The organism is Xenorhabdus yunnanensis, from assembly GCF_028598805.1.
Taxonomy (GTDB): Bacteria; Pseudomonadota; Gammaproteobacteria; order Enterobacterales; family Enterobacteriaceae; genus Xenorhabdus; species Xenorhabdus yunnanensis.
This window is the reverse complement of record NZ_JAQRFI010000009.1, coordinates 1-24,687: the sequence shown is the minus strand read 5'-3', so window position 1 is coordinate 24,687 and position 24,687 is coordinate 1. Positions and strand designations below refer to the sequence as shown.

Sequence of the window (24,687 nt, the reverse complement as noted above, 5' to 3'; positions counted from 1 at the left end):
TCCCGTTATCCTTGTGACTGTAGAACTGACATCATGCTTTTAATTTGTGCATTCATCATGGTGAGTTCAGCTTGATATTTCAGGCTGTTATCCGCGAAATTGCTACGTTCTATATCCATGTCAACGGTATTTCCATCCATGGCTGTCTGGAATGGCACCCGATACAGCAGATCCATCTCCAAACCTTTTTCGTATTGACCGGGAATATGTCGATCGGAAGTCAGAGTTAGCTCAATTCCATTTCCCGATACATGACCATGTGCCATCACCTTTTCCAGTTGATCAGCAAAATCGATATCACGCGCCTGATAGCCAGGTGTATCTGCATTGGCAATATTGGCAGACAACATTTCCTGCCGCTGGCTACGGAGTGCCAGCGCTTCTTGTCGAAATTGAAAAGCGGCATCTAATTTATCGAGCATATTCCTCCCTTGGGTCTGTTCTGTAGGGGTAGCCCCCAATAATGCATCAAGAGCTTATCGCCCTCTTTTCAGCATTCACGCAGCCACTTTATTAACGGCACAGCTAGCGGCTCGGCACATGAAATCTGCTGGGTATAAGCTCCAAGCAGCTAACAGAATAAACGCAGAAGAAAAAGGTGATTCGAAGAATAGAAACAAATTGAATTGCTATTTATCCCATTAACGAATAATCAATCGCGTTACACTATTAACATCCAACAGGCACTGAATATTTTTTGAAATCATGGTTCGCTAATGAGGTTAAGGTGGTGAAATGCCTGCGTTAAAATTTATCGGGTTATTTACTTTTTTTCTTAATCTATTTTTTGGCAGTTCTTTGGCTTGGGGGAATAACTTACCGCAATTGATAACTGACTATTTCAGGCAGATACATCACACACCGGGCCATAAAGTCTCAGTGGAAATCAAAACGCCTGAACAACAATGGCCGACTTGTGAACTTCCTGAAATACAACCGTCAATTGGCAACAAAAATTGGGGTAACCTTTCCATCCCTGTAACTTGTGGTCAGCAACGTCGTTTTCTTCAGGCGTACATTAATGTTACTGGCCCTTATTTGGTTTCTAAGCGAGCCATTAACCGCAATGCCGTCCTGACAGAAAAAGATTTTCAAGTAAAAACGGGGTCTTTAGATAAACTGCCAAACAACATAATCCGTAACAGAAAGGCCATACAAAATGGTATTGCGATCCGCAACATACCTGCCGGACAATTCATCACACGCAACATGATTCGGCGTCCATGGGCGATTAAAGCTGGACAGAATGTGGTCGTCACCGTAGATGGACATCATTTTCAGGTGCGTTACGAAGGAAAAGCGATTAACAACGCCGCAAGTTTTGATAATATTCGTGTCCGCCTGAACTCCGGACAGGTTATTACGGGTAAAGCTCAAGAAAATGGCAGTGTAAAAATGGTGTTATAAATGGCTAAAGTTTTATTTCTGCAAGCCGATATAATCAGCAGACCATGATTTACAGGCATGCCAGCGGTATATCGCCTGCTACCTAAGACAAATAAATAATGCCTGATTAAAGGATTACAATTATGAGTATTGAACGCACTCAACCTCTACTGGCCATGGCTGCTTTACAGCAGCGCAATGCCAATGAAGGTGCTCAAAGCGCTCGCAGAACTGTGGCGGTCGCCGAAAAAAGCGCCGATACACAAGTCAAGCTGAGCGAAGCGCAGAAAAAGCTCGTCCAACCAAGTAGCCAGGATATTAATATCCAGAAAGTGCAACAATTGAAAGAAGCCATTGCAAAGGGAACACTGACGATGGACAGCGGTAAAATTGCTGATGCCCTATTCAGGGAGGCCCTTGAAAACATGGAATATGATAAATAAACCATCAAAATCTTAAAGAGCCGTAAATGAAAGAACTTCAACTCTTGCTTGAACAGCAGAGCGCACACTTAAATTCGCTTTCGCAAACTATGGCAGAAGAACAGCGCATACTGAGCGAAGGTTTTATTGAGGCAAATCATTTACATCATGTGACGGAACAAAAAACATTTTTGCTTTCGGCACTTGATCACGCTGAGCGAAAACGCCAGCAATTAAATGAAACGCTGAAAATAAATGTACCCTATGCTGACTATGAAAGATTGGCAGTATTATGGAGTCAAATTAGTCAAACTATTGAACGCATTCGTGATTTAAATTCGCATAATGGATTTTTGCTGGATCAACATATTGAGTTGAACAGTAAGGCAATTGCTTTTCTGAAAAGTCACCACAGCCCTTCTCTTTATGGTGCAGACGGCCAAGCCCGTCACAATTCAGCACTGTCAGGCCACAAGATCAGCGTTTGATTATTCGTTTACTGCTTAAGCAGTAATCTTTACAGACCTCTTGGTTCATTAGTAATAATAAGGGGTCTGTTTCTGTATATTTATATTATTCCCCATTACAAAAAAGATAATAATTCTCATTACACTTTTAGTATCACATTGTGAATTTATTCACAAAATCATAGATAAAAATAAATTCTCATAGCGATTATATTTCATTACTGAAAATAATAATTATAGATAAATAATTTTTATTCCTCTTCTAACAATATAGGCGACTATATTATGATTAACTTATTAGAAGAATTAGAATGTAATGAATTTCAATTTCAATGTTAAATTAAGATCGATATTACTCATAGCTCATGGTAAATGTCGCTGTCGCATTAACTGCCCCTTCCTTAACGTTGCCATACCGATAATAACGCGCTTTTAAAGGAATATTGACAGGTCCTTCTGTTATTGTTTCGATATACTCAATTTTTTTACCAAGAGGAATGGGAGTTGACTTATTACCATCCAAAATTTGAATACCAACACCACTAGCCGCATTGACATTAGGATTAAGTTTGATAATCCCCTTTTGGAAGTCATAAGCTCCTTGAGAACCTGCCAGCAAAAGCATATTAACTTTAATACGTGCGTCGCAATTTAAAGGTATATCAAATGCTTTTTCCGCTGCGGTGGAACCCACTTTAGGTAACTGCATACTTGTTATCGACTCCAATGTGACAGGAATTGGGTTGTTATTAAAGGTACAAGATCGTGATTTAACAACTATACTGCCAGTACTGAATTGTCCTACTTCAATAGATTTACCTAAACCACTTCCACCAAGATTTCGTAAATTTACAGTCGCTATTGCCACAGGCTGGGAAGGATATTGGCCAGGTTTTACTTGACCGATACGGTAAAATACAAGGGCAATTCCAACTTTAATTGGCTCTTTATTATCTCGAAAAGCAATAGTTGTAAGCTTCACACTATTACCCTCTTTTTTTATATATTTTCTCTCACTAGGATTACCCGTTAAACCTCTAATTGCATACCCAATGCCACTGTCACCCAACAAAAAAACGCTTTTTCCTCCGATAGATTGTGACAATATTCCCGTTGCTTTGATACCAAGAACTACCTCAGTCTTGTCCAGAGACTTACCTTGACAAGTAATCATAGGACTTGCATCCAACCTTAATCTATCATCCGATTTTTCCAGTTCTTGGCCTACAGCCACATTTACAGGAACTGATATCTCATATGAATCCAATGTTTGAGGAGGTGCTGTACAAGAGACATCAGCATAAGCATATCCCGCGCAGGGGGAAAAAAATATTGGTACAAACAGTAACCATGAAGAAATAGATATATTCATCAACAACCTTTATTTATAAATTATCATTATGTCGCACTTCTTAAAAAATATAATGATTTACCTTTATGGATGACAATCAGCTTTTATTGAAACCACCATTACTTTACTTTTTGGCAAAAGAAAACGAATTTTACATTGTTCAAACTGACCACTCCCCCATTTCACAGATAATTGTCCTTGTTCTGGAATACCTCCGAAATAAACTTCCCCATCATTACCAACAATGCTTTGATTTGTAGCAAAGGAATGGGATGTATTTTCTTCATTCAAGGTAGCTATTGCACCAAAAGGAATAGGTTTGCCCTGATGAGTCAAATTAAACAACACTCGGCGGCCGATCCGTGTTTGGAAGTCAGCCACGACCACTGCGCCCTGAGTTGGAATAACAGACTGGATATTAGACTCAATTTCGACTCCCTCCCCAAAAGAATCCGGTGACAAAGCAACACGATTACGGTGATAAGGGCTGGCATAAGGTAATACTGCATGGCCCTGTCCATCAGTTTCAACACCGCTATAGCCAGTGACTTTAACGCCAGCAGCCCCAGACGCTTTGACCAGAACAATGGTTTCACCCAGCGGTTGCGACAAAGTCAAGCCATGACGATGGGCAACGATACCCCCTCTGAGAGCATAGTTAACCTGCTGTGAGTCATCACCGTAGTGATATCCGCCAGACAACACACCATAACAAGATTTATAGTTAAAGTTTATATTACCGCTAGTGCCCTGGCCGTTATTACTGTGACTCTGTTGCAGAGAGTAATTCAATTTATCGAAGGCCATTCCACTCAAACCAACCGATTGGTTGGTATCACCCCGACGATTATGACTGATACTATAAGTCGCCCAGCTACTTGTCTGCCAGCGATCGAGAGGAATCTGTACATTGAATGCCAGTTGATTATCGGCCATTGAGTTACCTGAACTCATATTTTGGGTGTAATTCAGCGAGTAATGGATATTGGAATAATTTACGCTGTACCCGACATTCAAACTGCGGGTAGTGCCTCTGCTTCCCCAATCATTCTGCAAGTAACCGGAAAAATAGAGGCTGCCATAATCCGACAAACTTTGGCTCAGTGTGAACTGAAATTTATGTTTATTGAGATATGACGGCTCATTATACGTCGCTCTGTTATTAACATTCTGAAAATCATAAAAATATGGTGAAGGGTAATAATAACTGGTCAGAGACAGATTAGTGCCAGTCTGTTCGAAGTCTTTAGCATACTGTGCCCGATAGACCCAACCTCGTTGTTGACCTTTATTGATAATATCAGCCTGTGATTGCGTGATATCAAATGCCAAAGATCCCCAATGACCAAAACTGTATCCTACGCCAACTGCATATGACTGATAATTTGGAGACAATAGCACACCGCCATACATAGTTGTTGCATATGGCAGGCCATAATAAACTTCACTCTGCATAAAGATTGGTTGATCGGCATCTGCGTGCGAATTGCGGTATTCACCCACCGTAAAGCTGTATTTGAATTGCCCTTCCCTTAACATAACGGGAATTGATGAAAATGGTTGAATAAAGTGACGTTCACGACCATCAGCTTCCCGAATGACCACATTCAGATTTCCCCCAGAAGATATAGGATAAAGATCCTCAATCACAAAAGCCCCAGGTGGAACATTGGTCTGATAAATAATGTACCCGTTTTGACGGATAGTGATCTGAGCATGACTTTCTGCTATTCCCCTCACTACCGGAGCAAAGCCCCGCTGGCTATCTGCTAACATGTTATCATCCGACGTCAGAGTGACACCTCGAAAGGCAAATCCACTAAACAGCTCTCCCCGTGTATTAGTCTCACCAATCACGAGCTGGCTTTTTAGAGAATGAATATCACGTTGCAAAGATGTACTCAGATTTTCCCAATGTGCTTTATCGCCACTATTTTTGCCAAAGTTTCGATAATAGGTGGAATAATTCCGTAAGCGCCAGCTTCCCCAATTCAATCCACTACGTAAATTCATATAGAAATTATTTGTACCAGAGCCGCTTTTATCCCGAGTGTCAACACCACTGAGGTCATAACTAGCCCATAATGCTGATTCCCCTTGCTGCCAAAGCGATGAATCAATTGCACCACGGGCTGCTGTTGTCATTTCTGCCTGAGGAATAGCGATCAGCAAAGTTTGTTGGCCCAGTTGTAATGATGCACTGGCATAAGGAATAAAATCAGATAAATCAGAAAATTGATATTCTGCATTTAAACCAGCAAAAACAGATATATTGACTCCCCAGTCAACCAATTGCTGAACCGATAAGATGGGTTGAAGCTTTTTTTCGGCTCCCACCACAAATTGGATATCCTGTGTACCTTTATCCTGATCATTGACACGGATAGCAACCCTGTATGTTCCTGGCGCACTGCCCCCTTTTTCTGCAAAATAACTTAAATCGGGTGGCGGGGCAGACGGATCATGGATTTCCAGCGCATTGGTGTCAAAATATTCATTGGCATACCCAACGGTAGGCAAGCCCCCTGTTGCTATCACTAACAATATCATCACCAACAATGCTAGCCGTTTAAAGACAATAAGAATAATCAAACTCATGACACCAAATATCTTCTAACTGATAGGTTATTGTATGGATGATAATGTTTGGTATTGAGGCTCAGTGATGCCACCATAATCATTGATGGCTCTCCAAGTAACGGTATTGCCAGAACCTATGGGTAACACCCATTGCTGATGGCTAAACGGTGCTACCATGCCAGCTTCCGGTACTGAACTGTTCCCGAGCTTAATGTCATAAAAAGAGATATAAAAAGGCGTTGGATTCTGCACCACCAATTGTCCTGCTTTCTGGGAAAAAGTGAGTTGTTGATAGGCATTAGCAGCGAGTTGCTCTGTCAATTCCTCCGGACGATAAAAAAGTTTTATCCGATTTTTCAGCGATATCAATAAGAGATTTGTTTTATTTTCGTTCAGAGCAGGGATGGCCTTAACATTAAGCCAAAAGATAGATTCACGATCCAGTGGTAATGTGTTATTCGTCAAAATAATTCGCAGACGGTTTTCTTGCTCACTATCTAAACGGAATAAAGGGGGGGTTACTAAAAATGGCGCTTTGCGACCAGAAGATTCAGCCGTTGGAGTAAACATATCTACCCAAGACTGAATCAGATAAACATTTTCTTTATTGTCATTGATGACGGAAATGGTTACTTCACGTTGCGAGGCTTCATAGATCACCCGAGTATTACTGAGTGATATCCCAGCGTGGACGGGAGCGGCAAGAAAAACAGGCAGAGAAAATAACAACCCGATCAAAAAATATTTTGACATAAAGATATCCATCCCTACATAAATTAAAAATAAGGGATATTCCCACCAAAAACAGTGGAAATATCACAGATGCAATAAAAAAATGAAAATGTAAGGAATTGGAATTAGTCGTACTCTATTGTAAAATTCGCGTTAGCCCGCACTGGACCAGGTCTAATATCAGATTTATCTTTTGTCGCTACATATTTAGCAATAAATTTTAATTCCTTAGTGGTCTCTTTAGAAGTTAAAGTAGCAACTTCCACAGGTGAACCTCCTATTTCGATTTGCGATCCCGCAGATTTATTATAAATGCCAATACCAACACCAACTGCGGGAGAACTCGATGCACTATTCCTCAGCACCTTTGGATTACCTGTGTCTGACGCACCAGTAAATTTGATTTTTACTGGAGAATTACCTGATGGATTAACACTACACTTATTCAGCGTAATTTGAAAATCTCTATCACCTTTAGTGTCACCCTTATTTGTAAAATCTCCTACACCGACATCAGGCATAGTGACATTACCAGAATCATTTGCTACCGCAGAAGAACATGTTCCTTTAGTCACTTTACCAGTAAAGGTAATATTGCCAGTATTACTAATAGCAAATGCAGAAACAATCATAGACCCCCAAATCGCCACGATAACAGCCGATTTCATTAATAACTTCATTCTTTATTCCATTTATATTACGTGTGTAAAACTCATCGAAATAAAAATATCTTTCGATTGAAAATCGATAAAACATCAATAAATTAATATCAACAAATTTAATGCATTCTATTTAATAAATATAATCCTTTACATTAGAACTCCTTAATAAATACACTTTCAATGATCGAAATAGAATTGGGAGATGCATTTATCTCTATACATATCTTATCTAAATATCAGCTCGATAATTTCTATTCTTTTCCCAACAACTCATAAGGCTATATATACGGTTATATATGTATAAAACCACAAAAGCATTTTTTGCTTAAATGCCATTCATTGTGTTATGAAAATGTTATCTGAAAACTACGGAGAAGAATATCCGTATCTGGAAAAAACATAAGCATAGCCTCCATGCCAGATATTATTAGATAAGTTTGACTTATATCAACGTATACTATGAACTAAAATAATAAAATCTCTATTATCAAGGGGGAGCAAGATACACTAACTCATATTGCCATTAAAATTGTTATTAACTATTTATTAGCAATAATTAATAGGCAAAAGCTATTAAAAATCTCATTTCGATCGTTATATACTGTCAATAACTCAAGATGCTTAATTTTTAGTTCATATAATGAGCGCTAAACTAGTTTGAAAATTCATCTGGACGTCACTCAAAGAGAGTTCTCGAGTTTATGCACAACACCATTCTAGAGGCCTTAAACTTCCAAAAATTACCTTATTAATTATTAGCATAAAATAGCCATAATTTCAGTTAGGATATACTCTATAATAATTATCATGAGGTATCATTACTTTACTGATAAGCTGAGATTCTAATTATAGAAAAACACTTTTCATCATATATTCATATAATGAATGATTAAAAAATCATATAATCAATCCAACTCCAATGCAGTAATTACTCCATTTTTATGAGAACCGAAAAATGAAAATATTGATTACACAAAATCGTTAATAAAAAATTTATTTACAATTTAATTTTTAGTTAAAAACACTCATATAATATTCTTTCCATTTTCATCCAAATAAACTGCAATCTTATATCTATCAAGATAATGCTCTGAATTAAATAATAAATTATCACTATAATATTCTGACTAGAAAATTAGAGTTCATGATTAGTGGTGTTACAGCGTTGTTGACTACGCTGTAACTTACAATTTATTGATTGTTTCCTAAGTATACTCTCTCTTCTGACAACAATGATTTAGCTTTATCCAGATTATTATCTTTCACTAATTTATGAATTTCATGTGCTAGCTCAGTAACATCAGTAATCTTAACAATCCAGTGGTTGACATAGCTCTCTACCGCTTTGTTGCGTAAACCAATTTGTATTGTTCTCTGTTCTAATTTATTCAATGAAATATCCCGTTCTGGATCCCATTGAATCACTACATCATTCCTTTGTACTTTCTCTTTCCAAGTTTCTTTTGAATCGAAAAATTTAGAATCAAAATGGCTGATCACTCCTTGCTGGATAATTTCTTTAAATCCTTCATGTGTCAGGTCAATTGCCAGAATACGTTTTTGCCCATCATCTTTTTTTGCCCAACCAGATCGGTACATCATCCATAGAAAGGAGGGCTTGATCCATGTCATACGAGTCATGCTAAAAGGTGGAGAAACAAAAGTGCCATTTTCAATGGCGCTATCGGCAATTGAATCGGAAAAAGCCTGATACACTCTGATATATTCATCAGTGTAATTTGCTTTAATTGGGTTATTTTTATGTAAAAACATATTATCCTTATTTATTATCTTTAATCAAAAAAATCTATAATAATTAGAAAAAATAAAAATATGTATTAGAGTTACGCAACTATAAAATATACCTTCTCTGAATGAAAGATGATTTTTATACTTAGGATAGGATCATAAATCGTATTGATATATATTGAGACATTGAGCTTTGCACTTCCTTATATCAGAAATGTGCAAGCACTTGGTCTAATTAGGAAAGAAACAGAAATTTGCAATAAAAATATTCATTTTTTAAATAATCAGGCTAGATATTATTTAGAAAATGCTAATGATAAGATGTGCTCTAATTATCACTTCCATAAAGAACGAATTAAAATGCTCTTTAAATTGGTTCCAGACGAAATGAAACAAAAGCTGCAATGGCAAGGGCCTAAAGATTAATTATACGTTATCATTCCATAATAAAGGTGATCACCGCAGCGATCACCTTATATCCATTATTCTTACTCGTCAAAATACTTAGTTGCTAATACTACCTCGCACCACCAATCGTTGCCGTCATTCTGATCTGACGATTATCGGTGATTTCAAGGCTAGACAGCACAACCAGCCGAGGCAGTATACGACGCAAGAAACGAGATAACAGTGGACGCAATGCGTGATTGACCAATAATACAGGTGGCGCACCCAGCATTTCCTGACGTTCCAATGCCTCTGCTGCCTGACGTTCTAGACTTTCCGCCAATCCCGGTTCCAATCCACCACCATTTTGCAATGCTTGAAGCAGCAATCTTTCCAATCCTGCATCCAAACCAATGACTTTGATCTCATCCGCTCCCGGGAACCATTGCTGAGCAATCGCCCTGCCAAGTGCGATTCGAATCATGGCAGTCAATTCATAAGGATCTTTCTGTACCGGAGCATGTTCTGCCAGTGTTTCAATAATGGTACGCATATCGCGAATCGGTACTTGCTCCGCCATCAAATTTTGCAGGACTTTATGCAAAGTTGTCAGGCTAACAACATCAGGAATGAAGTCTTCCGTCAGTTTCGGCATTTCCTGACTAACGCGCTCAAACAATTGCTGCGCCTCCTGTCTTCCAAACAATTCACTGGAATGCTGTGATAGCAAATGGTTTAAGTGAGTAGCAACAACGGTACTGGCCGCCACGACGGTATATCCCTGCACCTGCGCCTGTTCTCTTAAGCTATCATCAATCCAGACAGCAGCCAGACCAAAAGCCGGATCTGTCGTCAAATCACCTTGCAATTCACCCACGGCACCGCCCGGATTAATCGCCAACCAACGTCCCGGATGTGCTTCCCCACGACCAATTTCGACCCCTTTCATCATGATGCGATAACTGGCTGGGGCCAATTCAAGGTTGTCACGAATATGCACGACAGGTGGCAGATATCCCACTTCTTGCGCAAATTTTTTGCGGATGCCACTAATACGACCAAGCAATTCGCCATTTTGACGGAAGTCCACCATCGGGATCAGGCGATAACCTACTTCCATTCCCAACGGATCTTCCAGTTGCACATCAGACCATGATGCTTCCGTAGTTTGTTGCTGTTCCTCCACCGCTTTCATTTCTTCATGTTGTACAACAAAAGGATCTTTGTCTTTGCGCAATAGGAAATAACCCACGCCCGCCAACGCAACCGTAAATAACAAAAAGACGAAGTTAGGCATTCCCGGCACTAAACCAAGCAGACCGAGTACCCCAGCACTTAACATCATTACTTTTGGGTTATTGAAAAGCTGGGTCACCATTTGCTGACCAACATCTTCATCAGTCGCTACACGGGTTACAATCACACCTGCCGCCGTAGAGATGATTAATGCAGGCAACTGAGCAACCAATCCATCACCGATAGTCAGCAAAGTATAAGCTTCTGCTGCATCACCCAGAGTCAAACCATGTTGAGCAACACCGACGATCAATCCACCAACGATGTTGATTACAAGTATCATCAATCCGGCTATGGCATCACCGCGCACGAATTTACTCGCACCGTCCATTGAGCCATAAAAATCCGCTTCCTGCGTGACTTCTGTACGACGCTTTTTAGCTTCATCTTCACCGATCAATCCGGCATTCAAATCAGCATCAATTGCCATCTGTTTGCCGGGCATTCCATCAAGTACAAAGCGGGCGCCTACTTCGGCAATACGCCCCGCACCTTTGGTAATGACCATAAAGTTAATCAGGATCAAGATCACAAAGACCACGATACCAATAGCAAAATTACCGCCAACTAAAAAGTGACCAAAGGCTTCCACTACCTGTCCTGCTGCTGCTGAACCAGTATGCCCTTCCATCAGGATTATTCGCGTGGAAGCAACGTTCAGTGACAAACGCAGTAAGGTTGAGAACAGCAAGATAGTTGGGAATGCCGCAAAATCCAGTGTTCGACGGGTAAACATCGCCACCAGCAAAACCATGATGGAAAGTGCGATGTTAAAAGTGAAAAGTAGATCGAGCAAAAATGGTGGCAGCGGTAGCACCATCATCGACAAGATCATAAGGATCAGAACAGGCCCTGCAAGCATTTGCCACTGGGAGCCTTTTATATTCCCCGGTAAACGATTTCCCGATAAACGTAGTAATGAGGCCAGATTAGCCATGACGATTATTTTCTCCAGCAAAATCCAGTGCTGGCGGCACTGGCAGATTTTCAGGTGTTTTCGGTTTTAGGCCACCTTCCTGTTTCCAACGTTTCAATTGGTAAACCCAGGCAAGCACTTCTGCAACGGCTGCATAGAGCGCCGCAGGAATAAAGCCCCCGACTTCGGCATGGCGAAATAATGCCCTCGCCAAAGGAGGAGCTTCCAATAACGGAATACGATTTTCCGCACCAATTTCTTTAATGCGCAAGGCAATAAGCCCTGCCCCTTTTGCCAATACTTTGGGCGCGCCCATTTTTTTGCTGTCATATTGCAAGGCAACTGAGTAATGGGTTGGGTTGGTAACAATGACATCAGCCTTGGGCACATCCGCCATCATGCGTTTACGTGCAGCCGCACGTTGTTGCTGACGTATCCGCGCCTTTACATGTGGGTCCCCTTCTTGTTCCTTGAATTCATCCTTGATCTCCTGACGGGTCATTCTCAATTTTTTCAGATGGCTGCGGATTTGATAAAGCACATCAAACGCAACCATCGGTATCAACATAAATAAGACAATATAGCCAGCAAAAATCAGCATCATCATGGCATCGCTCAATGCCATCAACAGAGGTTGAGCGCTCAGGTTCAACATGGTAGGCCAGTTCATCCAGATAAACAGGGCTGCACCCCCTCCCACCAGCGACGCTTTTAAGATAGCTTTGAACAGCTCCGCCAGCGCATTCATGGAGAAGATTTTCTTCAGGCCAGAAATAGGATTTAGTTTAGTCAAGTCAAATTTTATGGATTTTGAGCTGAATATTAGTCCTCCCATCAAGATGGGCGCACTAAGGGCAATCAATACCAATCCCACAAATACGGGCAACAATGCCCAAACGGCCTGCTTCAGTAATCGACCGACTTGCTGCACCATCTGTTTGTCATTGCTGACCATGTTATGGTCAAAATTAAATCCTTCGAATACCATTAATGAAAGTTCATGGGTGATCGACTGCCCGCTCATCCAGAGTAGGCTTACACCTCCGGCTAACATCAGGATGGAAGTGAGTTCCTTGGAACGCGCAATTTGCCCATCTTTACGGGCTTTTTCCCGTTTATGAGGCGTGGGTTCTTCAGTCTTTTCGAGATCGCTATCTTCAGCCACAGCTTTCCTTGGTGAGCATTCGTGATTATATGCAGAAAATTTGCCTTTGGAAAAAGACAGATAAAATTATGCTAAGCATGACAAAAGCCAAGAAATTCAATGGCAGGAACACGGCGGACTTTGCGGGGGTATTTGGGGCATTATGGCTACTGCCCAACAAAACACCAGAGATTGGATTAAGTATCCCAGTCGTAATTGAGGATCATCATAATAATAGCATTCCTCCTCGTCATCTCATTCATGTAATGATATACGTTTAAACTAGAAGCTACACTTATCTGAATCCGCAGATTAAACTATGGCTTACCCATTTACTATACGACAAATCATATTATTAAATAACATATAAGGAGCCACTTTATGAAAAATGAAAGAAGACTTTTTCTGAAACAGGCGAGTGTTACTGGTGCAGTATTTTCATTATTACCTCTGATTCCAGCAGGAGTTCTCGCCTCTTCACAGAGTCAACCAAAGCAAGAGGATGGTATTGATATAGGCGTTTGCGAGATGGCCCCAGAAGAAATGTCCGGTCCATATTTTATAAATAACAAACTGCTGAGAAGGAATATAACAGAGGATGAGCCAGGAATACCTCTTTTATTGACAATGAAAATAATTGATTCTGTAACCTGTAAACCTTTAGATGATATCCTTATTGATATATGGCATTGTAATGCAATGGGAAAGTATTCAGGTTGGAAATACATAAACCCAGACCTCGAGGCTCCGTCTGATAATATAGGAACAATTTCAAGAACTGATGAAAGCACATTTCTTCGTGGAGTACAAAGGACAGACAAAGAAGGCATAGTCAGATTCACCACAATTTTCCCTGGATTTTATGCTGGAAGAGCTATACATATCCATTTATCAGCAAGGAATGCGAATGTACAAAAAAGACAGGAAGATAAATTCTATTTTGTAGGTCAACTATATTTCCCTGAGAATATATCTAAAGAAATAATGATTAATGATATGTATTCTCCAAGAGATATTAATAGGCTTAAAAATGAAAATGATTCCGTCTTTTCTGGAGTTAAAAATAGAGCTGCAATTTTGACAGTAAAAAAAATAGGTGATAATCCATTGGATGGATTACATGGAAAGATAGTTTTATCTATTAATAAAGACAATGTATCCAAGAAAATAACCCCTAAAGACTTGGCTAAATACACGGTGTAGGTGAATCTAATTTAGAAAAAAACCTCCATAACCGGGGTTTGAAATCCAACAGGATGAAAATATATTCTAAGCGGTATCGAAAAAGAGACCTTGTGCTCTCAAAATAGTAAAAATTCGATATTTAGAAGCGCTTTTGAGGCCGAAAAACAGAATCTCATATATATTAGCTCAAACCTGATCTGGTGAGATGGACGTCCCACATGGCGTCAATTGTACCAAAATGAAATAGCCATATTCATTTTATGGGAGCGTCCATCATGTGTAATAAAACTCTCGGCATTGGATTAGCTAAATCTGTTTTTCAACTCTGTTTGCTTGACGGTAATTCTGAGATGGCTGTAGCCAGCCATCTCACTATTTTTATTCATTCCATATCAATCGTTTTTCAATCTGTTTTAACTGGCGACTTAATATCAATACTATCGGCATTAACATCACGGATATGGTCTTTCGTCAAACGATAGACAACCGGACTGAGCAACGCAATCGCTATCAGGTTAGGGATCGCCATCATGGCATTAAGGGTATCTGCCAGTAACCAGACAAAAGCCAACGACTGAGTGGCACCAATCGGCAGCGCAATAATCCAGGCAATGCGGAAAGGCACTACCGCTTTTGGCCCCAATAAATATTGGATGCATTTCTCACCGTAGAAACTCCATCCCAAAATAGTTGTGAAAGCGAAAATCGCCAAAGCAACGGCAACAATATAGTTACCTCCCGGGATCACTGATGAGAAGGAAGCCGCAGTCAGTGTTGCGCCTGTTTCGCCTGTCAGCCAGCCACCCGTAATAACAATAGTTAAGCCCGTTACAGAACAAACGATTATCGTATCAATAAAGGTTCCCAGCATGGCAATCAGCCCCTGACGAATGGGGTTTTGAGTTTTTGCTGCCGCGTGAGCGATAGGCGCACTGCCCATACCCGCCTCGTTAGAGAATACGCCACGAGCGATACCAAAGCGGATTGCCGCCCAAACTGCTGCACCAGCAAATCCCCCCTGTGCCGCAACAGGAGTGAAAGCTGATTTGATGATTAAAGCAAACGCATCGGGAATAGCTGTAACATTGAGTGCCAAAACGATAGCTCCCGCACCAAAGTAACCGACGGTCATAATAGGCACTAGTTTACCTGCAACATCAGAAATGCGTTTAATGCCACCAATCAGCACTGCTCCAACTAAAACGACCAGAATTCCCGCAGTTATGGTTTTTTCAATACCAAAGTTACTTTGTAGTACGTCAGCGACGGAGTTAGCCTGTACTGTATTGCCAATACCAAAACCCGCAATACTGCCGAAGAAAGCGAAGAGTGTTCCCAGCCAAACCCATTTTTTCCCCAAGCCATTTTTGATGTAATACATCGGGCCGCCAACATAATTACCGTTTTTATCAGTCTCTCGGAAACGCACCGCCAATACCGCTTCTGAATATTTTGTCGCCATGCCCACTAATGCGGTCATCCACATCCAGAACAGCGCTCCCGGCCCACCCATCACAATAGCTGTCGCTACACCGGCTATATTTCCTGTTCCTATCGTTGCTGACAAGGCAGTCATTAATGCATTGAAAGGTGAGATTTGCCCTTCACCCCGTTGTTCATTTTTTTGAAAGAGTAATTTGAACCCCGTCCCCAATTTACGGATTGGCAAGAAGGACAGGAGAATTTGCATGAAGATACCAACACCCAGAAGCCCAACTAGCATGGGAACTCCCCATACTATTTCGTTTATTGCACCTAACCATTGTGTAATCAGTTCCATATACACCCTCGGCAGTTTATATAACAAATTGGCAACAAAATTATTTCAATTAAATAAAGAGCATTTTGGGAAAATAAGCGAGGACTAATTAGCGATTATTGGTAAGAAAAATTTGATACTGTGAGTTAAATCACTCGTTCTAGTTACTTTTCATCAATCTTATTGATAACAATCCCTTAACATCACTTGTTATGATATTAACCTTCTCTAACTAAACTTTTATCTCTCCTTTTGAAAAATTAAAGGTTTTTTATAACGAATAAATGGGTATTATTTCCGAATAAATAGTTTCTTAGATAACTAAAGGATTTTCAGTGGCAAGAATTGGTTACATCAGAGTGTCAACAAATGATCAAAATAGTGACTTACAAAGAAATGCCTTAGTCAATATCAACTGCGAGTTGATTTTCGAAGACAAAATCAGTGGAAAAACAGCTAATCGCCCAGGGCTCAAACGCGCTTTAAAGCATCTTAAATCCGGTGATACGCTGGTGGTTTGGAAATTGGATCGACTAGGGCGCAGTGTTAAAAATCTAGTGACGCTCATTTCAGAGCTGCATGAACGTGGAATTCATTTTCAAAGCCTGACTGATAGCATTGATACCAGCACAGCAATGGGGCGATTTTTCTTTCATGTAATGAGTGCATTGGCAGAAATGGAACGCGAACTGATTGTAGAAAGAACTAATGCAGGTCTGGCAGCAGCGCGGGAACAGGGGCGAATTGGCGGTCGGCCAGTGGTATTTACCGAGGAAGATCGACAACAAGCAGCCAGATTGCTGAATAAAGGCCATACCCGGAAACAGTTGTCGATTATTTACAATGTGTCGTTATCAACGATTTATAAGCATTTACCGGTAGGAAAAGTGGTTAATTTTCCACTCCATCATTAATAATTTAATGAGAAGACATTGATGTTGAAAAAGTGAAATTTTTGATTAAGTCAATCCATTCTTTTGGCTTCTCAATTTGCACTGCATGACCACTATTAATTTCTTTATATATGCTGTTTTTCACATTTTTATAAACTTCACGTACCAAATAAGATGGAATTAACGTATCTCTACTTAATCCAATAATCAGCGTGTCTTTATCTATTTGATTAAGATAATTTTTTATATTTATGGTTAATCCTAAAGCAATACGTTTTTCTATCTCTTTCTCTGCTGGTTGAGAGCAGATTCGCTGTATAGTTTCATGTCCCAGAGATGAGAGAAATTCTGCACTTAGGGCATGTGATAAACCAAAAGCCATCGCTGATGCTTTATCATTCATCTCCAAATGCAACCAAGTATTAAATATTAATTGATGGCGAGGATCATTATTTGTCGCCCATGGTGCTGTCAGTATTAATTTATTGATGAGAGTTGGATACTTGGCTGCCACAACAGCCGCAACCACTGCCCCCAGAGAAACGCCGACTAAATCAACAGGAATGCTACTACTATCTTCTATTACAGCAGCAATTTGTTCCGCCAAATGCTCAATAGTCACCGTTCCTGATGGTAATTCAGAATTTCCACATCCTGCATAATCAGGGATTATAACGGTTCGGTCACCGCCAAAAGCTGTTTTTATCTCTCCAAAGCTGCTGTTGCCACTGCTATTTGTGCCATGCAGGAAGACGACTGGATTTTTGTTACTCTGCTGATTTTCTTGAAATTCCTTATGGTAAGAAATAAATGAATTTTTCAACTTAATGACCTTATCAATCGACTTCACAGCGTTCCCCTTTGCATGATTTAGATTAGTTTATAAACATACACTAATCTAAATGGATAACTCTGTGATCTAAGCTTATTTCCGATATATTCAAGAATAATGAGTATAAAAAGTGATGGGGAAAATAATGACGGAGCAGACGTTTGGGCCAGCCATCTGGCTCACCCAAACGCACTCAAAATATAAAAACTCTGTTCTTTAAAGCACTCGCACTCGTTATCAAAAACCTAAACTATCCAATAAATCATCAACCTGTGCTTGATTGGCAATAATGCCAGCACTACTCTGGTTAACCTGAGGGCCGTTAAGAAGACTGTCGTTCTCTTTTTTCGCCTTAGCCATCTGGTCAGAGGGCATATTTTCCATCAATACCATGACCAACTGTTTTTCCAGTTCCTGAATAACTTCCATCATCCGCTTGATTACCTGCCCAGTGAGATCCTGAAAGTCCTGCGCCATCATGATCTCAAGCAATTGGGCATTGGTAAATGAGACATGGTCAGGAACGAGATTCAGGTAGTTTCTCGTGTCTGTTACCAATGAACGGGCATTGCTCAAATCCAAATTGCTCGGGTTTGCAAACCACTCATCCCAGCGTTGGGTCAAGTCTTTTGCAGACACCTCCAATTCATTCTGATGGGGCTGTGCTACTTCAACACAGTTCAGCACCCTTTCAGCCGCCTGTGCCGTCATTTGGACAACGTAATTTAATCGCTCCCTCGCATCCGGGATCGCCTCAGCCGCTTGAGCGATAGTTTGATCCAATCCCAGTTCACGTAAACTATCACGCAGCATTCTCGTTAACTGCCCAATACGACTAATTATTTCGCTGGTTGGGATCGCCGCATCTCTCGGCATGACTGGATTTTCACTCATTTTGTCTCCTTAGAGCCCCAGTTTTTCAAATATTTTACTGAGTTTCTCTTCCAAAATGGCCGCAGTAAACGGTTTCACAACATAACCGCTGGCTCCGGCCTGTGCTGCTGCAATAATGTTCTCTTTTTTCGCCTCTGCCGTTACCATCAAAACAGGTAAAGCAGCCAGTTTTTCTTCACTGCGAATCGTTTTCAGCAATTCGAGGCCATCAATATTTGGCATATTCCAGTCAGAAATAACGAAATCAAATTCGGTAGTGCGAAGTTTAGTCAACGCTTCTGCTCCATCCTGTGCTTCATCTACGTTGTTGAAGCCCAATTCTTTCAGTAGATTACGCACAATTCGACGCATAGTTGAAAAGTCATCGACTACCAGAAATCTCAGATCCTTACTTGCCATAAAAACTCCTTGGAATTTCACTTATCCGGCAGCACAGCGCTGCAAAAATTAACATCAAATACAACAATTAAATACAACAATTAAATACGAATCGATTGCCCCACGCTGATTTTGGCCAGCATAGTTTTACTGATTTTTTGAATATCCATGACTTCATCTACCGCCCCCAACTGGATCGCTGCGCGTGGCATGCCAAATACCACACAGCTTTTTTCGCTCTGAGCCAACGTATAAGCCCCTGCTTGCTTCATTTCCAGCAAACCCGCAGCACCATCACTGCCCATGCCGGTTAAAATAACGCCTACGGCATTACGCCCTGCATGTTTGGCAACGGAACGGAATAAAACATCAACAGAAGGACGATGACGATTCACTGGCAGCGCATTAGTTATCATGATTTGATAATTGGCACCGCTGCGGCAAAGCTCCATATGACGATCCCCTGGAGCAATGTAAGCATGTCCCGGCAGGACTCGTTCTCCATCCTCAGCTTCTTTTACTGTAATCTGGCTCAGTTTATTAAGCCTTGCGGCAAAAGAGTGAGTGAAACCCGGGGGCATATGTTGAGTGATCAGTAAAGCCGGACTGGTGACTGGCAAGGGTTGCAGCAGATTTTTGATTGCCTCTGTTCCCCCTGTTGATGCCCCTACTGCTATCAGTTTTTCACTGGATAATAGCGGCTTGAAAGTCAAGGGGGCGGCATTCACTGATTCAGGCGCCGCAATACTGACTTTGGCTTGGGCTGCGGCACGGATTTTTTCGGCAATCAGTTCGCTATAAGCCAACATGCCTTCACGGATACCCAGTTGTGGCTTAGTCACAAAATCCACAGCGCCCAGTTCTAGTGCCTTTAATGTGATTTCCGAACCTTTTGCTGTCAGAGAAGACACCATCACGACAGGCATAGGGCGTAATCGCATTAATTTTTCCAAAAAATCAATTCCATCCATGCGCGGCATCTCAACATCCAATGTTAATACCTGCGGGCTGTGTTTTTTGATTAAATCGCGGGCAACAAATGGATCTGGCGCACAATCCACGACCTCCATGTCGGGGTGGCTATTGATGATTTCCCGCATGATTTGACGCATCAGCGCCGAATCATCCACACAAAGAACAGTTATTTTATTCATGACCCCCTCCTTGCCCGACCTACACCGTAAACAGTCTGTCCTTGCAAGTAGAATTCTCGGCTGATTTGAGTGACGTTTTCGGAATGCCCTGCAAAAAGCAAACCATCCGGTTTTAAGAAATTGACAAAACGACGCAAGATCCTTTCCTGTGTCTTTTTATCAAAATAAATCATGACATTACGGCAGAATATTGCATCAAACTTGCCTTCGAGCGCCCAATCAGAATCCAGTAGATTCAAGTGCTGAAAATTCACCAATTCAGCCAGTAAAGGGCGAATCCGAGCATATCCTTCAAAAAGACCAACTCCTTTGAAAAAATATTTTTTCTTTTGGCTTTCACTCAGATACTGTAATTCTTCCAGTCGATAAACACCCTGCCGGGCTTTTTCCAGCACACTGGTATCAATATCGCTGCCAATGATTTTTATCCGATTTGACCGATGCCCCAGTGCATCACACAAGGTCATTGCAATAGAATACGGCTCCTCTCCCGTTGAAGCGGCGGCGCTCCAAACGCGGTATGTTCCTCCATTTTTCCTGCTGGCATGTGCCGCCAGAATGGGAAAATGATGGGCTTCCCTGAAAAATGCCGTAAGATTGGTAGTCAATGCATTGATGAACAGCTCCCACTCTTTACTGTGGCTATCTTGTTCCAGAATTGACAGGTATTGACCAAAATCATTAAACCCCAATATACGAAGCCGCCTGACTAAGCGGTTATATACCATCTCACGTTTATTTTTTGCCAGTACAATGCCAGCCTGTTGATAGATAAACTGGCAGATGCGCTCAAATTGCGCATCCGACAAAGCATGCCGCTGAAGCATAAAGTTCAGCGGTGCGCTAGCATCAGTATCTGAAGCTATTAAATTAGATTTCATCTGACCTCAGCGTACTTGGCTTACAACATACTCATCGGTCATGTTTGATGCAGAAGGTGTTTGATAATCGTGCTCATTTCCCAAACCTCTAGGCAATTCGAATTGAGCGACAGTTTTCACCAATATGTCTGCCTTATCTTCAAGGGCAGAAGCCGCAGCCGCTGACTGTTCCACCAATGCGGCATTTTGCTGTGTGACTTGATCCATTTGACTGACGGCTTGGGCAACTTGATGAATACCACGGCTTTGCTCATCAGAGGCAGAAGCAATTTCGGCCATTAAATCAGTTACTTGATTCACCGATCTAACCAACTCATTCATAGTCTGTCCCGCATTGTTAACCAGTTCTGAACCTTGGTTAACACGATTGACAGATTCGTCAATTAAGGTTTTGATTTCTTTCGCTGCTTCAGCACTACGCTGTGCCAAGTCACGAACTTCACCAGCTACGACAGAGAAGCCACGCCCCTGTTCACCAGCACGGGCTGCTTCAACGGCTGCATTCAGTGCCAGAATATTGGTCTGGAAGGCGATGCCATCAATAACACTGATAATGGCGCTGATTTTCTTCGAACTCTTGGTGATTTCATCCATAGTTGCCACAACACTTGTGGTCAGTTCACCACCTTTTGAAGCAGTCTGGGAAGCAGATACCGCCAGTTCACTGGCTTGGCGCGCATTTTCTGCATTTTGTTTAACAGTAACGGTTAATTCTTCCATACTGGCAGCCGTTTCTTCCAGTGATGCCGCCTGTTGTTCTGTACGTGAAGATAAGTCTGTATTGCCCTGTGTGATCTCCTGAATGCCAGAATACATCTGGTTGGTATTCTCACGCACAGAGGCAATGGATTTGATTAATGAGGTCTGCATGTCACGCAGTTTTCGGAAAATATCACCAATTTCATCATTGGTGGTCACAGCAACTTCTTTATCCAAACGACCTTCGGCCACATCCTGAAAGCAAGCTCTCATATTCGAAAACGGTCTAAGCAGGTTACGTCTCAGCCACCAATGAGCCGCTGCTGAAACAATAAATACCATCAAGATAGCGCCAAAGAACATGGCAATGGATACTTTGTAATAAAACGCACCATCAGAAACCGCTTCTCTAATGTTAGAGCCGAGGTGCTGCATATAATTGTTATATGCAACTTCCATTGCACGCTGGTAATCTTCTGTAGATTGATCAAGGAAAGCCTGAAAATTACCTTCATAGAGATAAGTTTTTAGCTCTTTCAATGCGTTGATATATTCTTGGTAAGAACGTTCAACCGCAGACAATAAAACTACGCTATTGTCAGTTTTTTCCATCTGGGGTAATGAACTGAATTTGGCAAAATTCCTGTCTGCCTCATTCAGTGCGCTTTTGAGCAATGCTTCCATTGCATCTATTTGAGACTGTGGCTGTCCCACTTTCTGAGCAATTGCGATTTTGTTCAAAGTATTACGCGCTTGTAACAATGCCGCCCAACTCAAGCCAAGGGTATCTCTCCGTTGAGTGCCCAGATCAATTTTTTCAATATATGACTGGTCCGTATGAATTATTCCCAGAGATAAACCACTCGAAATAATTTGCATAACACAAAACATCATCAGTAATAGATACAAACTGGTTGATATGCGAAGCTTGCCTAACATGTAATCACCTCGTTTAACGGCTGCATAATGCAGCCGTGATTATCGCTATTATTTTTTTAGAATGTTTCCCAATTAGATGGGTCTTCCACGCCACTACTTTTTTTCAGTACGGGAGTATTCGTTTTATTAGCTGGAGGAGTTGACGATTTTCTCGTCAATAAAACTTCATGTTTTCTATTTTCAGGCTGCATCCTTTCTGCCTGCTCCGGCAACTGGAACAACGCGACAGCTTTGGTCAATATTTTGGCCTGCTCTTCCAATGCCGCAGCAGCGGCCGCAGACTGCTCAACCAATGACGCGTTTTGTTGGGTAACTCTATCCATTTCAGAAATAGCAACGCCAACTTGGGTAATTCCTCTACTTTGTTCATCAGAAGCCGACGCAATTTCTCCCATGATGTCAGTCACGCGAGTTACAGAATCGACAATCTTATTCATGGTTTCACCAGCACTACCTACCAACTCGGAGCCTGTATCAGTGCGGTTTACAGAATCTTCAATCAGCGCCTTGATTTCTTTGGCCGCCTCTGCACTGCGCTGCGCCAGATTGCGCACTTCACCGGCAACCACGGCAAAACCACGTCCATGCTCACCAGCACGGGCAGCTTCTACAGCAGCATTAAGTGCAAGAATGTTGGTTTGGAAAGCAATGGCATCAATCACACCGGTGATATCGGAAATTTTGCGAGAGCTGTCTGCAATCTCATGCATGGTCTGAACGACATTGGACACCACTTTACCTCCCTGACGGGCGATCTCAGAGGCATTGTCAGCTAAATTACTGGCTTGACGAGCATTGTCAGCATTTTGTTTTACTGTTGCAGTCAACTGTTCCATGCTGGCAGCGGTTTCTTCCAGAGAAGCCACTTGCTGTTCAGTACGAGAAGAAAGATCGTTGTTACCCGCAGCAATTTCACTAGTACCGGTATAAATAGTTTCGGTGCTTTGATGGACACTTCTGACCGTATTGATCAGTTCCATCTGCATATGCATGAGACCAACAGCTAACATGCCCATTTCATTATTACCAGATACGGTGATCGTCTGGGTTAAGTCCCCTTTTGAGAAGGCCTTAATATTATCCAGCAATTGGTTCAATGGATCGATCAATGCTTTGCGTAAGCCAATCCAGCTGATTATCATGGCCACAACCAGCAAAATCATCACAAAAATCAACGAAACGATGACATTGCTGTAAGCCTTGTCAGCTTCCTGTGACACCTGATCATAAAATTTTGCGCTCTGGGACAGATAAAAGTTAAATTCCTCATTAAAAGCGTTCTGATAATCAGTCGTTTTCTGGAGAAAAAACTCTTCAAACCTTTCATGCGCCAGCATGTTATCTAACTCTTTAAGTGCATTGAGATAATCATGATGAGTCTGTTTTAAACGTTGAAGATGTTCTTGATCATGGAAAGACAATTTTTCAGTCTGATCATATTGCTCGAAATGCCGTTCGGCACGGGCAATATTAGCTTTGGCTTCTGCCAGAGCTTCTTCAACTTTATAACTACCTTCAACACCGCGGCCTTTCATTACATACATAATACCAACACGGTTCAGGTTATTACGGGCTTGCAACAGGTTAACCCAGCTTTCATCCAGATAGATTTGCTGCTGTCGCATTTTATCTATTAAATCAAAAGATTCTATATCATTCTTCAACCCTTTGAAGAACAATCCCCCGGAGATAAGTTGCAAAGCACCAAACAATATGATGACTGAGATGAGTCCCGTCACTATCTTCATTCGGTTAAACATGACTTCCCTTTTGTAATAAATTGCTATGCCAGTGTTATCGGCACGCTTAAAGGGAACTTTACGCGTAATTCTAAAAATTGATTTTTTACAGCATTTTTTTGATCTAAAACAATAAGTATCCCCCGGCATAGCCGGGGGTTTTTCATCTGCGCCTATAAGGCTCTCTTACCAGCCGCGCCCTAACAGGCGCATCGCAATCTGACATTTGCATTCTATTGATT

Annotated in this window: 23 protein-coding genes; 7 read left to right on the top strand and 16 right to left on the bottom strand. The window is 41.3% G+C overall.

Annotated features, from left to right (window positions below; all coding sequences use genetic code 11):
* Window positions 1-5: 5 nt before the first annotated feature.
* Window positions 6-422, bottom strand: a complete 417-nt coding sequence (flgB, locus tag PSI23_RS05570) for a flagellar basal body rod protein FlgB (protein ID WP_273554156.1) — start codon at window positions 420-422, stop codon at window positions 6-8.
* 313 nt (window positions 423-735) lie between these two features.
* Here flgB and flgA point away from each other — a divergent pair, with 313 nt between their 5' ends.
* The 3 genes from flgA to PSI23_RS05555 all read left to right on the top strand — a co-directional run bounded on the left by flgA (window position 736) and on the right by PSI23_RS05555 (window position 2,296).
* Window positions 736-1,407 carry a flagellar basal body P-ring formation chaperone FlgA gene (gene flgA, locus PSI23_RS05565; RefSeq protein WP_273554155.1) on the top strand — a complete coding sequence of 224 codons (672 nt, stop codon included), beginning with the start codon at window positions 736-738 and terminating at the stop codon, window positions 1,405-1,407.
* Between the two features lie 122 nt (window positions 1,408-1,529).
* The gene (gene flgM, locus PSI23_RS05560) at window positions 1,530-1,829 is read left to right on the top strand and encodes a flagellar biosynthesis anti-sigma factor FlgM (RefSeq protein WP_273554154.1); all 300 of its coding nucleotides are present in this window, start codon (window positions 1,530-1,532) and stop codon (window positions 1,827-1,829) included.
* A 26-nt stretch (window positions 1,830-1,855) separates the two neighbouring features.
* Entirely contained in the window at window positions 1,856-2,296 is a 441-nt protein-coding gene (locus PSI23_RS05555; protein WP_273554153.1) for a flagella synthesis protein FlgN, read from the top strand.
* Window positions 2,297-2,627: 331 nt separating this feature from the next.
* On the opposite strand, the gene PSI23_RS05550 is transcribed toward PSI23_RS05555, so the two are convergent.
* The 5 genes from PSI23_RS05550 to PSI23_RS05530 all read right to left on the bottom strand — a co-directional run bounded on the left by PSI23_RS05550 (window position 2,628) and on the right by PSI23_RS05530 (window position 9,373).
* A complete protein-coding gene (locus PSI23_RS05550; RefSeq protein ID WP_273554152.1) occupies window positions 2,628-3,647 on the bottom strand; it encodes a fimbrial protein in 1,020 nt (339 codons plus the stop codon).
* Between the two features lie 63 nt (window positions 3,648-3,710).
* Complete coding sequence (locus PSI23_RS05545) at window positions 3,711-6,224, bottom strand: fimbria/pilus outer membrane usher protein (RefSeq protein WP_273554151.1); 2,514 nt, start codon at window positions 6,222-6,224, stop codon at window positions 3,711-3,713.
* A gap of 27 nt (window positions 6,225-6,251) precedes the next feature.
* Complete coding sequence (locus tag PSI23_RS05540; protein ID WP_273554150.1) at window positions 6,252-6,959, bottom strand: fimbrial biogenesis chaperone; 708 nt, start codon at window positions 6,957-6,959, stop codon at window positions 6,252-6,254.
* A gap of 104 nt (window positions 6,960-7,063) precedes the next feature.
* Window positions 7,064-7,618 carry a fimbrial protein gene (locus PSI23_RS05535; RefSeq protein ID WP_273554149.1) on the bottom strand — a complete coding sequence of 185 codons (555 nt, stop codon included), beginning with the start codon at window positions 7,616-7,618 and terminating at the stop codon, window positions 7,064-7,066.
* 1,173 nt (window positions 7,619-8,791) lie between these two features.
* Entirely contained in the window at window positions 8,792-9,373 is a 582-nt protein-coding gene (locus PSI23_RS05530; protein ID WP_273554148.1) for a DUF4291 domain-containing protein, read from the bottom strand.
* 144 nt (window positions 9,374-9,517) lie between these two features.
* On the opposite strand from PSI23_RS05530, the gene PSI23_RS05525 reads away from it, so the two are divergent.
* On the top strand, window positions 9,518-9,775 hold the full coding sequence (locus PSI23_RS05525; protein ID WP_273554147.1) for a zinc ABC transporter substrate-binding protein: 258 nt from the start codon (window positions 9,518-9,520) through the stop codon (window positions 9,773-9,775).
* A 91-nt stretch (window positions 9,776-9,866) separates the two neighbouring features.
* Here the strand turns inward: PSI23_RS05525 and flhA are convergent, their stop codons facing one another.
* Window positions 9,867-11,969 (bottom strand): flagellar biosynthesis protein FlhA, encoded by a 2,103-nt coding sequence (flhA, locus tag PSI23_RS05520; RefSeq protein ID WP_273554146.1) that lies wholly within the window; start codon window positions 11,967-11,969, stop codon window positions 9,867-9,869.
* Window positions 11,962-13,113, bottom strand: coding sequence for a flagellar biosynthesis protein FlhB (gene flhB / locus PSI23_RS05515; RefSeq protein WP_273554145.1), 1,152 nt, complete (start codon window positions 13,111-13,113; stop codon window positions 11,962-11,964). Before flhB ends, flhA begins: the two co-directional genes overlap by 8 nt.
* 68 nt (window positions 13,114-13,181) lie before the next feature.
* Here flhB and PSI23_RS05510 point away from each other — a divergent pair, with 68 nt between their 5' ends.
* Together PSI23_RS05510 and PSI23_RS05505 are read left to right on the top strand one after the other, a co-directional pair.
* Complete coding sequence (locus tag PSI23_RS05510) at window positions 13,182-13,373, top strand: hypothetical protein (protein WP_273554144.1); 192 nt, start codon at window positions 13,182-13,184, stop codon at window positions 13,371-13,373.
* Window positions 13,374-13,473: 100 nt separating this feature from the next.
* Window positions 13,474-14,295, top strand: a complete 822-nt coding sequence (locus PSI23_RS05505) for an intradiol ring-cleavage dioxygenase (RefSeq protein WP_273554143.1) — start codon at window positions 13,474-13,476, stop codon at window positions 14,293-14,295.
* A gap of 385 nt (window positions 14,296-14,680) precedes the next feature.
* Here PSI23_RS05505 and PSI23_RS05500 read toward each other — a convergent pair whose 3' ends face one another.
* The gene (locus PSI23_RS05500) at window positions 14,681-16,057 is read right to left on the bottom strand and encodes an alanine/glycine:cation symporter family protein (protein ID WP_273554142.1); all 1,377 of its coding nucleotides are present in this window, start codon (window positions 16,055-16,057) and stop codon (window positions 14,681-14,683) included.
* 314 nt (window positions 16,058-16,371) lie between these two features.
* On the opposite strand from PSI23_RS05500, the gene PSI23_RS05495 reads away from it, so the two are divergent.
* A complete protein-coding gene (locus tag PSI23_RS05495; protein WP_273554141.1) occupies window positions 16,372-16,950 on the top strand; it encodes a recombinase family protein in 579 nt (192 codons plus the stop codon).
* 4 nt (window positions 16,951-16,954) lie between these two features.
* On the opposite strand, the gene PSI23_RS05490 is transcribed toward PSI23_RS05495, so the two are convergent.
* The 7 genes from PSI23_RS05490 to PSI23_RS05460 all read right to left on the bottom strand — a co-directional run bounded on the left by PSI23_RS05490 (window position 16,955) and on the right by PSI23_RS05460 (window position 24,466).
* Complete coding sequence (locus PSI23_RS05490; RefSeq protein ID WP_273554140.1) at window positions 16,955-17,779, bottom strand: alpha/beta fold hydrolase; 825 nt, start codon at window positions 17,777-17,779, stop codon at window positions 16,955-16,957.
* A gap of 219 nt (window positions 17,780-17,998) precedes the next feature.
* Entirely contained in the window at window positions 17,999-18,655 is a 657-nt protein-coding gene (cheZ, locus tag PSI23_RS05485; protein ID WP_273554139.1) for a protein phosphatase CheZ, read from the bottom strand.
* A gap of 9 nt (window positions 18,656-18,664) precedes the next feature.
* A complete protein-coding gene (gene cheY, locus PSI23_RS05480) occupies window positions 18,665-19,054 on the bottom strand; it encodes a chemotaxis response regulator CheY (RefSeq protein ID WP_092518981.1) in 390 nt (129 codons plus the stop codon).
* Between the two features lie 80 nt (window positions 19,055-19,134).
* Window positions 19,135-20,187, bottom strand: a complete 1,053-nt coding sequence (locus PSI23_RS05475; RefSeq protein WP_273554138.1) for a protein-glutamate methylesterase/protein-glutamine glutaminase — start codon at window positions 20,185-20,187, stop codon at window positions 19,135-19,137.
* On the bottom strand, window positions 20,184-21,068 hold the full coding sequence (cheR, locus tag PSI23_RS05470; protein ID WP_273554137.1) for a protein-glutamate O-methyltransferase CheR: 885 nt from the start codon (window positions 21,066-21,068) through the stop codon (window positions 20,184-20,186). The genes PSI23_RS05475 and cheR overlap by 4 nt, the downstream gene beginning before the upstream one ends.
* A 6-nt stretch (window positions 21,069-21,074) precedes the next feature.
* Complete coding sequence (locus PSI23_RS05465) at window positions 21,075-22,706, bottom strand: methyl-accepting chemotaxis protein (RefSeq protein ID WP_273554136.1); 1,632 nt, start codon at window positions 22,704-22,706, stop codon at window positions 21,075-21,077.
* 56 nt (window positions 22,707-22,762) lie between these two features.
* Window positions 22,763-24,466 (bottom strand): methyl-accepting chemotaxis protein, encoded by a 1,704-nt coding sequence (locus PSI23_RS05460; protein ID WP_273554135.1) that lies wholly within the window; start codon window positions 24,464-24,466, stop codon window positions 22,763-22,765.
* Window positions 24,467-24,687 lie beyond the last annotated feature (221 nt).